This is a genomic window from Micromonospora sp. IBSANI012, from assembly GCF_052814045.1.
Genome location: NZ_CP199933.1, coordinates 4,666,081 through 4,678,753 on the forward strand (window position 1 = coordinate 4,666,081; position 12,673 = coordinate 4,678,753).

Here is a 12,673-nt window from a genome sequence, read left to right on the forward strand (position 1 = left end):
AGACGACGACATGACGAAGCCGAACCCACGGCGGGTTCGGCAGCGGACAAGTCTGCCGCGCGCTAAACCGATTTGCGGATTTCGTGAGCGGACTCACCGGGTCGACGGAGCCGGGCCTGGGACACGCCCCGCCAGCCCGGCAGGCCCCGGGACGGACCGGACGCCGACGACGGACACCCCGGTCGGGACGGGCACGTCCGGACCGGGGTGTCGGTGAGGCGGGGTCGCCGCCGGGGTCGTCAGCGGGCGGCGAGCGGCTGCCGGGCCGGGTCCACCGGCGCCGGCAGCTCGCCGACCCCACCGAGGTACGCGTGGATCGCCGCGGCGGCGGCCCGCCCCTCGGCGATGGCCCAGACGATCAGCGAGGCGCCCCGGTGCATGTCACCGGCGACGAAGACGCCCTCGGCGTCGGTCTGCCAGTCGGGTCGGGCGTCGACCGCGCCCCGGGCGTTGCAGCGCACCCCGAACTGCTCCAGCAGCGGCTGCTGCTCGGTGCCCTCGAAGCCGATGGCGAGCAGCACCAGGTCGGCCGGGAGTTCGCGCTCGGAGCCGGGCAGCGGGGTGACGATCCGCCGGCCGTCCCGCTTCTCGACGCTGACCTCGGCGATCCGTACGCCCTTGACCTGGCCGGTGCCGTCGTCGACGAACTCCTGCACCGCGACGGCGAAGACCCGCTCACCGCCCTCCTCGTGCGCCGGGTAGTTGCGCAGCACCCACGGCCAGGTCGGCCACGGGTCCCGCTCGGCGTCCCGGGTCTCCGGAGGCTCCGGGTAGAGGTCGAGCTGGTGCACCCCGGCGGCGCCCTGCCGGTGGGCCACCCCGAGGCAGTCCGCGGCGGTGTCCCCGCCGCCGATGATCACGACGTGCTTTCCGGCGGCGTCGATCGGGGTGCCGTCGGGCAGCACCGCGAGGGCCGGTCGCCCGTCACCGGCCGCCGCGACCACGCGGTTGGCGGCGACCAGGTGCGTCATCGCCTGGTGTACGCCGCGCAGCTGCCGCCCGGGGGTCTCCGGGGTGTCCCGGCCCTGGAGCGCGCCGCAGGCCAGCAGCACCGCGTCGTGCTCGGCGCGCAGCTGCTCGGCGGTGACGTCCACGCCGACGTCCACCCCGGTGCGGAACCGGACGCCCTCGGCGGAGAGCTGGGCCAGCCGCCGGTCGATGTGCTCCTTCTCCAGCTTGAAGTCGGGGATGCCGTACCGGAGCAGGCCGCCGATCGCGTCGTCGCGCTCGTACACCGTCACCGCGTGACCGGCGCGGGCGAGCTGCTGCGCGGCGGCGAGGCCGGCGGGGCCGGAGCCGACCACGGCGACCGACCGGCCGGTCGGCGCCGGCACCGGGCGGGGACGCAGCCCGCCCCGGGCCACCGCCGCGTCGGCAATCTCCACCTCGACCTGCTTGATGGTGACCGGCTGTCCGCCGCCGATGCCGAGCACGCAGGCGGCCTCGCAGGGCGCCGGGCAGAGCCGGCCGGTGAACTCCGGGAAGTTGTTGGTGGCGTGCAGCGACTCCACCGCCGCGTCCCAGTTGCCCGTGCGGACCAGGTCGTTCCAGTCCGGGATGCGATTACCCAGCGGGCAGCCGTCGTGGCAGAACGGGATGCCGCAGTCCATGCACCGGGTGGCCTGCTCGCGGATCAGCTCCTCGCCGGCCGGCGGGTAGACCTCGCGCCAGTCGCTGATCCGCACCGGCACCGGGCGGCGCGCCGGCAGCCGCCGGTCGTAGCGCAGGAAACCGTTCGGGTCAGGCACGAGCCACCTCCTGGGCCGCCACCCGCGGGGCGGGCGGCACCGGCGCGGTCAGCGCAGACATGACCGCGTCGTCGACGTCACGGCCGGCGGCTTCGGCGGCCCGCATGATCTCCATCACCCGGCGGTAGTCCCGGGGCACCACCGCGGTGAACTCCTCCACCGCCTCCGGCCAGCGCTTGAGCAGCTCCGCGCCGAGGACCGAGTCGGTCTCCGCGACGTGCCGCTGCACCAGCTCGTGCAGCAGGTCGCGCTCGGCGTCGCGCAGCGGTGTCAGGTCGACCAGTTCGGCGTTGACCCGGTCGGAGTCCAGCCGGTGCACGTACGCGGTCCCGCCGGACATGCCGGCGGCGAAGTTGCGGCCCGTCTCGCCGAGCACCACCACCGTGCCGCCGGTCATGTACTCGCAGCCGTGGTCGCCGACGCCCTCGACGACGGCCACCGCGCCGGAGTTGCGCACCGCGAACCGCTCCCCCACCCGGCCGCGCAGGAACAGCTCGCCGCCGGTGGCCCCGTACAGGATGGTGTTGCCGGCGATGATCTGGTCCTCGGCCCGGGCGCCGGCGGCGGCGTCCGGGTCGGCGAACGGCGCGGCGGCGTCCGGCCGGACGACGATCCGCCCGCCGGAGAGTCCCTTGCCGACGTAGTCGTTGGCGTCGCCGTGCAGCCGCAGGGTGACCCCGCGCGGCAGGAACGCGCCGAAGGACTGCCCGGCGGTGCCGCGCAGCACGAACTCGATCGTGTCGTCGGGCAGGCCGGCGCCGCCGAAGCGGCGGGTGACCTCGCCGCCGAGCATCGCGCCGACGCTGCGGTGCTCGTTGCGCACCGCCACCTCGACCCGGACCGGGCTGCCGTCGCGCAGCGCCGGCTGCGCCAGGGCGATCAGCTCGTTGTCCAGGGCCAGTTCCAGGCCGTGGTCCTGGGCCCGCACGCCGCGCCGCGCGGCGTCCGCCGGCAGCTCCGGCAGGTGCAGTACGCGCCCCAGGTCCAGCCCGTGCGCCTTCCAGTGGTCCACCGCCGGGGCGACGTCGAGCAGCTCGGCGTGCCCGATCGCCTCGTCGATGCTGCGGAAGCCCAGCTCGGCGAGGTAGCCGCGGACCTCCTCGGCGAGGAAGAGGAAGAAGTTCTCCACGAACTCCGGCTTGCCGGTGAACCGCTCGCGCAGCACCGGGTTCTGGGTGGCGATGCCGACCGGACAGGTGTCCAGGTGGCAGACCCGCATCATCACGCAGCCCTCGACGATCAGCGGGGCGGTGGCGAAGCCGAACTCCTCGGCGCCGAGCAGCGCCGCGACCAGCACGTCCCGGCCGGTCTTGAGCTGGCCGTCGACCTGCACGGTGACCCGGTCGCGGAGCTTGTTGAGCAGCAGCGTCTGCTGCGCCTCGGCCAGGCCCAGCTCCCACGGGGTGCCGGCGTGCTTGAGCGAGTTCAGCGGGGACGCGCCGGTGCCGCCGTCGTGCCCGGAGATCAGGATGACGTCGGCCTTGAGCTTGGCGACGCCAGCCGCGACGGTGCCCACGCCGACCTCGCTGACCAGCTTGACGTGCACCCGGGCGGCCGGGTTAACGCACTTCAGGTCGTGCACCAGCTGGGCCAGGTCCTCGATGGAGTAGATGTCGTGGTGCGGCGGCGGGGAGATCAGCCCGACGCCCGGGGTGGCGTGCCGGGTACGGGCGATCCACGGCCAGACCTTGTTGCCGGGCAGCTGCCCGCCCTCGCCGGGCTTGGCGCCCTGGGCCATCTTGATCTGGAGATCGTCGGCGTTGACCAGGTATTCGCTGGTCACGCCGAAGCGACCGCTGGCGATCTGCTTGACCGCGGAGCGGCGGGCCGGGTCGTACAGCCGCTCGACGTCCTCGCCGCCCTCGCCGGTGTTGGACTTGCCACCGAGCCGGTTCATCGCGATCGCCAGGGTCTCGTGCGCCTCCGCCGAGATCGACCCGTACGACATGGCGCCGGTGGCGAACCGCTTGACGATCTCGGTGGCCGGCTCGACCTCGTCGATCGGCACCGCCGGGCGCACCCCGGTACGCAGGGTGAACAGCCCGCGCAGCGAGCCGGCCCGCGCGGCCAGCTCGTCGACCTTGGCGGTGTACTGCCGGAACACGTCGTACTGGCGGCTGCGGGTGGCGTGCTGGAGCAGGAAGACCGTCTCCGGGTTGAACAGGTGCAGCTCACCCTCGCGGCGCCACTGGTACTCGCCGCCGACCTCCAACCGGTCGGAGGTCTCCGCGCCCGGCGCAGGCCAGGCCAGCCCGTGCCGGGCGGCCACCTCGGCGTGGATCTCGTCCAGCCCGATGCCGCTGATGGTGCTGGGGGTGCCGCGGAAGTAGCGCTCCACCAGCCGGGTGTGCAGCCCGACCGCCTCGAAGACCTGCGCCCCGCAGTACGACGACACCGTCGAGATGCCCATCTTCGACATAATCTTCAGGACGCCCTTGCCGAGCGCCTTGACGTAGTTGCGCACCGCCCTCGCCGCCATCTCCGATGGCGGCTCATCGGGCCTGGTCGGGGCGACTCCGGTCAGTACCCCGGTGGAGATCATGTCCTCGACCGACTCGAAAGCCAGGTACGGGTTGACCGCCGCCGCGCCGTACCCGATCAGCACGGCCGCGTGGTGCACCTCGCGGCAGTCGCCGGACTCGACGATCAGCGCCACCTGGGTACGGGTCTGCTCGCGGACCAGGTGCTGGTGCACCGCCGCGGTGAGCAGCAGCGACGGAATCGGCGCCAGGTCGGCGTTGGAATCCCGGTCGGACAGGACCAGGATCCGCACCCCGTCCTCGATGGCCTCCGAGACGTGCCGGCAGATCTCGGTGAGCCGCGCCTTGATGCCGGCGCCGCCGTCGCGCACCCGGTAGAGCCCGGAGACCCGGACCGCCTTGAAGCCGGGCAGGTCGCCGTCCTCGTCGATCGAGAGGATCTTGGCCAGCTCGTCGTTGTCGATCACCGGGTACGGCAGCACGATCTGCCGGCAGCTCGCCGGGCCCGGGTCGAGCAGGTTGCCCTCCGGGCCGATGGTCGACGACAGACTGGTCACCAGCTCCTCCCGGATGGCGTCCAGCGGCGGGTTGGTGACCTGGGCGAAGAGCTGGTGGAAGTAGTCGTAGAGCAGCCGCGGCCGGGTCGACAGCGGGGAGATCGGGGTGTCGGTGCCCATCGAGCCGAGCGGCTCCGCGCCGAGCCGGGCCATCGGCGCGAGCAGGATCTTCAGCTCCTCCTCGGTGTAGCCGAAGGTCTGCTGGCGGCGACGTACCGAGTCGTGGGTGTAGACGATGTGCTCGCGCGGTGGCAGGTCGGTCAGGTCGATCAGCCCGGCGTGCAGCCACTCGGCGTACGGCCGGGCGGCGGCCAGCTCGGCCTTGATCTCGTCGTCCTGCACGATCCGCCCGTTGACGGTGTCGACCAGGAACATCCGGCCCGGCTGGAGCCGCCCCTTGGCGACCACGGTGGCCGGGTCGAGATCGAGCACGCCCGCCTCGCTGCCGAGCACGACGAGGCCGTCGGAGGTCCGCCACCAGCGGCCCGGGCGCAGCCCGTTGCGGTCCAGCACCGCGCCGACGATCTCACCGTCGGTGAAGGCGACCGAGGCGGGGCCGTCCCAGGGCTCGATCAGGCTGGCGTGGAACCGGTAGAAGGCCCGCTTGTCCGCCCGCATGCCCGGGTCGTTCTCCCAGGCCTCCGGGATCATCATCAGCACCGCGTGCGGCAGGCTCCGCCCGGCCAGGTGCAGCAGTTCGAGGACCTCGTCGAAGTTCGCCGAGTCGGAGGCGCCCGGGGTGCAGACCGGGAAGATCCGCCGGATGTTGCCGGGGATCTCGGGGCTGCGCAGCAGCGCCTCCCGGGCCTGCATCCAGTTCCGGTTGCCGCGGATGGTGTTGATCTCACCGTTGTGCGCGATGAACCGGTACGGGTGGGCCAGCGGCCAGGACGGGAAGGTGTTGGTGGAGAACCGGGAGTGCACCAGCGCGATCGCGCTCTCCACCCGCTCGTCGGTCAGCTCCGGGAAGTACGCCGGCAGCTGGTCCGGGGTGAGCATGCCCTTCCAGGTCATGGTCCGGGAGGACAGCGACGGGAAGTACGCCGGCACGCCCCGCTCGGCGCTCTCCCGCTCGGCCTGCTTGCGCACGCAGAACGCCACCCGGTCCAGCTCGAGGCCGGTCAGCGGCGAGCCGGCCGGGCCGGCCGGGGTGTCGGTGAGCCGGTGCGCGGCCAGGAAGAGCTGACGGATCCGGGGCATCGCCGCGAGCGCCGTCTCGCCCAGCCCGCTCGGGTCGACCGGCACGTCCCGCCAGCCGAGCAGGTCGGCCCCCTCCACCAGGGCGTACTTCTCCACCACCCGCCGGGCGCGGGCCTCCGCCGCGTCGTCGTCGGGCAGGAAGACCAGGCCGGTGGCGTACTGGCCGACCGGCGGCAGCGGGAAGTCGACCACCGCGCGCAGGAAGGCGTCCGGGACCTGGATCATGATCCCGGCGCCGTCACCGGTGTTGTGTTCCGCGCCCCGGGCGCCCCGATGGTCCAGGCGGCAGAGCGCGCCGAGGCCGCCCGCCACCACCGCGTGGGAGCGCCGGCCGTGCAGGTCCGCGACGAAGGCCACGCCGCACGCGTCGTGCTCGTTGGCGGGGTCGTAGAGACCGGCCGGGGGCGGGGCCGACTGCGGGCTGTGAGGGTACGGAAAGGCCACCGGGCCTCCTGTCGTCACTCAGGTTGGATCATGGTCGGGACGACATCGGCCCTTGGCGGTTTATTGAGTCTACGTTAGGGAGACCGGCGCAAGGCCAGTGCAGATTGATCACACCTTCCAGACTCTGGGACATGTAGTCTCGCGCGGTGGATCCCCTGCGCAGCGACCTCCTCGCCCGGCTGGAACGCTTCTACGACGCGGTGCCCCGCGACGTCGCACGCGGGGAGGAGTACGGCTCGCTCGTGCTCTTCGTGCGGGAAGGGGTCGGCTGGCCGTTCTACGCCCGGCCCCGCCTCGACGCCACCGCGCCCCCGTCGCTGGCCGACGTGACCGCCGTCCGCGAGCGGCAGCGCGAGCTGGGCCTGCCCGAGGCCCTGGAGTGGGTGCACGAGACCACGCCCGACCTGCTCGCGGTGGCCCGGGCGGCGGGGCTGAGCGTGCTGGAGGCGCCGCTGATGGTGCTCGACCCGGCCGCCCTGCCCGACCCGGCGACGCTCACCGACGTACCGGTGCGGGTGCTGGACCCGGACGCGCCCGGCTTCGCCGCCGAGGTGGCCGCCCGCCGCGCGGTCGCCGCGGTCGGATTCGCCGCCGCCGGCACGGCCCGCGGCGACGCGGGCCCGGCGGAGCGGGACGCCGCGATCACCGAACTGGACGTGGCGGCGCTGGACGAGGAGCGGACCCGCCTCGCCGACGGCCGCCGGCTGTCGGTGCTGGCCGGCACGCCCGAGGAGGGGGCGCTGGCCAGCGGGATGGCGATGCGGGTCGACGACGTGGCCGAGATCGCCGGGGTGGCCACCCTGCCGATCGCCCGCCGCCGGGGCCTCGGCGCCGCGGTCACCGCCACCCTCGCCCACGAACTGCTGGCCGCCGGCACCGACCTGGTCTTCCTCTCCGCCGGCAGCGAGGAGATCGCCCGGGTCTACCTCCGGGTCGGCTTCCGCCGCGTCGGCACCGCCTGCATCGCCGAACCCACCGCCCTCATCTGACCCCCAGCCCCCGGGGGGGGTGGGTCAGGGGGTTGGGGGGCGCCACTGGTCGGCCGACGAGGCGGCGCTGGAGAGCAGGCGGGGGCTTATCGTGCCGAGGGCGGCGTCGCGGGCGCGCAGGGCCAGCCGGCCCCGGGCCTGCAGGACCGCCGACATCCGGCGGGTCTGCCGGACCACCGTCGCCGCGCGGGGACGGCGCAACCGGTCGTACGCCTGCACGGCGTCGGGCAGTCGGGATTCGCGCAGCAGCGAGGAGAGGGTGGCCGCGTCCTCGAAGGCGAGGCAGGCGCCCTGCCCCAGGTGCGGTGGCATCGCGTGCGCCGCGTCGCCGAGCAGCACCACGCCGCCCGGGCCGGCCGGGAAGCCGTACGCCCGGGGCAGCGGGCGCAGCTCGCGGACCTCCTGCTGCACCAGGTCGGCCGGGTCGGTGGCGTCGAGCAGCTCGCCGATCGGCGCGGGCCAGCCGGCGTACCAGCGCTTGAGCAGGGCCAGCTGGGTCTCCGGCGGCTCGGGCCGGGGCGCGCCGGCGGCGGTGGCGACCCAGTAGATGCCGCCCCGGCGGGAGGCGCCGGAGGAGCCGCGCTCGCCCAGCGAGGCGGCCACGAAGCGGTAGCCCGCCCCGAGCACCTCCCCGCCGAGCGGCTGGTCGGCCGGCAGCCGGGGCGCCCGGTACCAGGGGATCACCGCGCGCCAGGCCGCGCAGCCGGAGCTGATCACGGCCGAGGAGGGGGCGAGCTGGCGGCGTACCGCGCTGTCGGTGCCGTCGGCCGCGACCACCAGGTCGGCCTCGACCAGGTGCCCGGCGGTGCCGACCGCGGGTCGCTGGCCGGGACGGACCCGGACGGTGTCCACGGCCACGCCGGTGCGCAGCTCCACCCGGTCGCCGAGCCCGGCGATCAGCGCGTCGTGCAGGTCCTCCCGGTGCACCACCACCGGCATCCGGTCGGCCGGCGTCGGGCGCGGCTGCACCAGCCAGTGCCCGTCCGGGCGACGCACGCCGGCGTCGGGCAGCGGGGTGGCGATCGCGTCCAGGCCCGCGCCGAGGCCGAGCGCGTGCAGCGCGCGTACCCCGTTGGGCCAGAGCACCACGGCCGTGGCTTCCGGACGGACCCGGTCCGCCCGTTCCAGCAGGGTGACCTGCCAGCCGGAGCGGGCCAGCGTGCCGGCCACCGCCAGCCCGCCGAGCCCGGCGCCGACCACCACCGCGGTGCGCATCCCCGCCCCGCTCAGCTGTCCCGGTCGGCGGGCCGGACGCCGGCGGCGCCCGCCCGGTCGTCCCGCTCCGGGACGTCACCCTCGCCCACGGGCGCGGCCTCGTCGTCGGCGGGCTCGGCCTCGTCGTCGGCGTCGGCCGGGGGTTCGTCGTCGGTCGCCGTGGTCGTCTCGGCGGCGGGTTCGTCGGGGACCTCGCCGGTCTCCCGGTACGCCTGGAACTGCTCCTCGCTGACCGTCCGGTAGCCCTCCGGCGCGACCGCCCGGGGCCCGTTCTCAGTGCGGGAGAGGTCGACCTGGGAGATGTCCCCACCGGCCGGCGGCACCGGAGTGGCCGGCACGCCCACCGGGATCAGGTACTCGCGGGGGCCGCGGACCCGGAGGAAGTAGATCAGCGCGCCGAGGAAGACCAGGGCGGCGGTCCAGACGTTGAGCCGGACGCCGAGGATCTCGTTCGCCTCGTCGGTGCGCATCAGCTCGATCCAGAACCGACCGGCGGTGTAGCCCATCACGTAGAGCGCGAAGGCCCGGCCCTTGCCCAGCTTGAACCGGCGGTCGAGGGCGAACACCAGGGCGGCGACGCCGACGTTCCACAGCGCCTCGTAGAGGAACGTCGGGTGGTAGAGCCCGGGCAACAGCACCGGCTGGCCGGCGGGGTCGCGCAACGCCTGACCCGGGTCGGCCGGGTCCATCTTGTGGATCTCCAGCCCCCAGGGCAGCGTGGTGCGGCCGCCGTAGAGCTCGTTGTTGAACCAGTTGCCGAACCGGCCGACCGCCTGGGCCAGCGGCAGGCCGGGCGCGAGCGCGTCGGCCACCACCGCGAACGGGATGCCGAGCTGCCGGGCGGCGATCCAGGCGCCGACCGCGCCGCCGGCCACCGCGCCCCAGATGCCCAGGCCACCCTCCCAGACGGCGAACACCTTCAGCCACTCGCCACCGGCACCGAAGTACTTCTCCGGCGAGGTGATCACGTGGTAGATCCGGGCGCCGACGATGCCGGCCGGCACCGCCCAGACCGCGATGTCGAGCACCGCGCCCGGGGCCACGCCGCGCTGGCGCAGCCGGCGCTCGGTGACCCAGCAGGCCAGCACGATGCCGAGGATGATGCAGAGCGCGTAGGCCCGGATGGGCGCCGGCCCGAGCTGCCAGACCGCGGTGGTCGGGCTCGGCAGGGCAGCCTGGGGGCTCAACGAGGCGAGGGTCACGGCTGCAAAGGCTACCGCTGCGCACCGCATCCGCGGCACCCCGGTCCGGCGAGGTTCGCGCGCCGGCTGACTTCCGGTTTGCCGGCCCGTACGCTCTTTGTCCATGAGCACGCTCACCTGGGCGGTCGCCGCGGTCCTGACCGACGAGGCCGGTCGGGTGCTGCTGTGCCGGCGCGACCGGGGCGGGCGGTGGGCGTTGCCCGGTGGGCGGCTGCACCGGCCGGGCTGCCCGACCGCGGCGGTGGCGGGCGAGGTCCGCCGGGAGACCGGGTGCCCGGTCGAAATCGTCGATCTGGTCGGCCTCTACCACCTCAGCGGCTCGCCCTGCGGCGGGCCGCCGACGCCGGACCCGCTGCCCGACGTGCTGGTGCACGTGTTCCGGGCGCGTACCCAGCCGGAGGAGGCCGAGACGACGCCGGCCGGGTGCACGCTCTCCTGGCATTCGCCGGACCGGCTGCCCGCGGAGGTCACCCCGGTCACCCGGGCCGCCGTCGCCGACGCCCGGGCCGGGCGCTCAGGGGTGCTGCGCGACCTGCGCCCCGACCCGGCGACGCGGACCTCGGCGGGCGGCGGTCCGCAGTCCCGGGCGGGGGGATTCCGTGCCGCCCGCGCCGCGCGCCGGGTCGGCCGTCCGGCCCACTCCCTGACCGGGGCTCCCACCCCGCGCCCGAGGGACGCCCTCGACGTGCGGCGTGTCGCGGTGTCGCGGCTCCGGGATACCGCGACACACCGCAAACGGAGTCGATCACGCCGGGACAGGCGGCGGCGACGGGCCGGGTGGGTCAGCGGACGGGGTGGCGGACGCCCTCGGCGAGTTCCGCGCTGAGCGTGCGCAGGGCGGTCAGCCCGGCGGCCGGGTCCGGGGCGTCGAGCACGCAGCGGACCAGGGCGCTGCCCACGATCACGCCGTCGGCGTACCCGGCGACCGTGGCGGCCTGGGCGCCGGTGCCCACGCCGAGGCCGACGCCGACCGGCAGGTCGGTGACCTCGCGGAGCCGGGAGACCAGGACCGGCGCGGCCTCCGAGGTCTGCGCCCGGGCGCCGGTGACCCCCATGATCGCGGTGGCGTAGACGAAGCCCCGGCAGTGCTCGACGGTCATCGCCAGCCGAGCGTCGGTGGACGACGGCGAGACCAGGAACGTGCGGTCCAGGCCGTGGGCGTCCGAGGCGGCCAGCCACTCGCCGGCCTCGTCGGGGATCAGGTCCGGGGTGATCAGGCCGGTGCCGCCGGCGGCGGCGAGGTCGCGGGCGAACGCGTCGACGCCGTACTGCTCGATCGGGTTCCAGTAGGTCATCGTCACCACCGGGGCGCCGGTGGCGGCGACCGCCTCGACGATCCGCAGGGTGTCCGCGGTGCGGACCCCGCCGGCCAGGGCGATGTCACTGGCCTTCTGGATCACCGGCCCGTCCATCACCGGGTCGGAGTACGGGATCTCCACCTCGATGACGTCGACGCCCGCCTCGACCATGGCGGTCATCGCGGCGATGCTGCCCTCGACGGTCGGGAAGCCGGCCGGCATGCAGCCGACCAGCAGGGCCCGCCCGTCGGCGCGGGCCTTGTCGAAGGCCACCCCGATCCGACTCACGCTGTCACTCCTTGTCGAGGATGCCGAAGTACTCGCCGGCGGTGTGCACGTCCTTGTCACCCCGACCGGACAGGTTGACCACGATGACCGGCTCCCGGCCGAGTTCGGCGGTGAGCCGGGGAGCGATTTTCAGCGCGCCGGCCAGCGCGTGCGAGCTCTCGATCGCCGGGATGATCCCCTCGGTCCGGCAGAGCAGCTCGAACGCGGCCATCGCCTCGGCGTCGGTCACCGGCTCGTACGTGGCCCGGCCGCTGTCGTGCAGCCAGGCGTGCTCCGGCCCGACGCCCGGGTAGTCCAGCCCGGCGGAGATCGAGTGCGACTCGATGGTCTGGCCGTCGGCGTCCTGGAGCACGTACGTGCGGGTGCCGTGCAGCACGCCCGAGCTGCCGCCGGTGATGCTGGCCGCGTGCCGGCCGGTCTCCACCCCGTCGCCACCGGCCTCGAAGCCGTACAGCCGCACGTCGGTGTCACCGACGAAGGCGTGGAAGATGCCCAGCGCGTTCGAGCCGCCGCCGACGCAGGCGGCGACCGCGTCCGGCAGCGCGCCGGTCAGGTCGAGGCACTGCTGGCGGGCCTCCTCGCCGATGCCCCGGACGAAATCCCGGACCATCTCCGGGAACGGGTGCGGGCCGGCGGCGGTGCCGATCAGGTAGTGGGTGTCGTCGACGTTGGCCACCCAGTCCCGCATGGCCTCGTTCATCGCGTCCTTGAGGGTGCGCGAGCCGGTGGTGACCGGGACGACGGTGGCGCCGAGCATCCGCATCCGGGCCACGTTGAGCGCCTGCCGCTGGGTGTCCACCTCGCCCATGTAGACCACGCATTCGAGGTCGAACAGGGCGGCGGCGGTGGCGGTGGCCACGCCGTGCTGGCCGGCGCCGGTCTCGGCGATCACCCGCTTCTTGCCCATCCGCCTGGTGAGCAGCGCCTGACCCAGCACGTTGCGCACCTTGTGCGCCCCGGTGTGGTTGAGGTCCTCCCGCTTGAGCAGCACCCGGGCGCCCACCTTGGCGGAGAACCGCTCGGCGGAGTAGAGCAGCGACGGGGTGCCGGCGTAGTCGCGCAGCAGGGCGTCGAACTCGGCGAGGAACGCCTCGTCGGTCATCGCCTTGCGGTACGCGGCGTCCAGCTCGTCCAGCGCCGCGACCAGCGCCTCCGGCACGAACCGGCCGCCGAAGCGACCGAAGTGACCGGCGGCGTCGGGAAGCTGACCGGCCGGGGCCGAGGCGTTGGCGCTCATCGCGATGTCCTCTCG

The 12,673-nt window shown here is 74.6% G+C and carries 8 protein-coding genes; 2 read left to right on the plus strand and 6 right to left on the minus strand.

The window, feature by feature from the left end:
• Positions 1 to 239 precede the first annotated feature (239 nt).
• Both ACTWM8_RS21460 and gltB read right to left on the minus strand, forming a co-directional pair.
• Complete coding sequence (locus tag ACTWM8_RS21460) at positions 240 to 1,748, minus strand: glutamate synthase subunit beta (RefSeq protein ID WP_446210606.1); 1,509 nt, start codon at positions 1,746 to 1,748, stop codon at positions 240 to 242.
• Entirely contained in the window at positions 1,741 to 6,429 is a 4,689-nt protein-coding gene (gltB, locus tag ACTWM8_RS21465) for a glutamate synthase large subunit (protein WP_446210607.1), read from the minus strand. The genes ACTWM8_RS21460 and gltB overlap by 8 nt, the downstream gene beginning before the upstream one ends.
• A 146-nt stretch (positions 6,430 to 6,575) precedes the next feature.
• Here gltB and ACTWM8_RS21470 point away from each other — a divergent pair, with 146 nt between their 5' ends.
• Positions 6,576 to 7,418: a GNAT family N-acetyltransferase gene (locus ACTWM8_RS21470; protein WP_446210608.1), complete on the plus strand. Its 843-nt coding sequence runs from the start codon at positions 6,576 to 6,578 to the stop codon at positions 7,416 to 7,418.
• Positions 7,419 to 7,442: 24 nt separating this feature from the next.
• Here the strand turns inward: ACTWM8_RS21470 and ACTWM8_RS21475 are convergent, their stop codons facing one another.
• Both ACTWM8_RS21475 and lgt read right to left on the minus strand, forming a co-directional pair.
• The gene (locus ACTWM8_RS21475; RefSeq protein WP_446210609.1) at positions 7,443 to 8,633 is read right to left on the minus strand and encodes an FAD-dependent oxidoreductase; all 1,191 of its coding nucleotides are present in this window, start codon (positions 8,631 to 8,633) and stop codon (positions 7,443 to 7,445) included.
• Positions 8,634 to 8,644: 11 nt separating this feature from the next.
• Complete coding sequence (lgt, locus tag ACTWM8_RS21480) at positions 8,645 to 9,835, minus strand: prolipoprotein diacylglyceryl transferase (RefSeq protein ID WP_446210610.1); 1,191 nt, start codon at positions 9,833 to 9,835, stop codon at positions 8,645 to 8,647.
• A gap of 103 nt (positions 9,836 to 9,938) precedes the next feature.
• Between lgt and ACTWM8_RS21485 the strand changes: the two genes are divergently transcribed.
• Positions 9,939 to 10,661, plus strand: a complete 723-nt coding sequence (locus ACTWM8_RS21485) for an NUDIX hydrolase (protein ID WP_446210611.1) — start codon at positions 9,939 to 9,941, stop codon at positions 10,659 to 10,661.
• Here the strand turns inward: ACTWM8_RS21485 and trpA are convergent.
• Both trpA and trpB read right to left on the minus strand, forming a co-directional pair.
• Positions 10,618 to 11,421 carry a tryptophan synthase subunit alpha gene (gene trpA, locus ACTWM8_RS21490; RefSeq protein WP_446210612.1) on the minus strand — a complete coding sequence of 268 codons (804 nt, stop codon included), beginning with the start codon at positions 11,419 to 11,421 and terminating at the stop codon, positions 10,618 to 10,620. The genes ACTWM8_RS21485 and trpA overlap by 44 nt on opposite strands.
• A gap of 4 nt (positions 11,422 to 11,425) precedes the next feature.
• Entirely contained in the window at positions 11,426 to 12,658 is a 1,233-nt protein-coding gene (gene trpB, locus ACTWM8_RS21495; protein WP_446210613.1) for a tryptophan synthase subunit beta, read from the minus strand.
• Between the last annotated feature and the right edge of the window lie 15 nt (positions 12,659 to 12,673).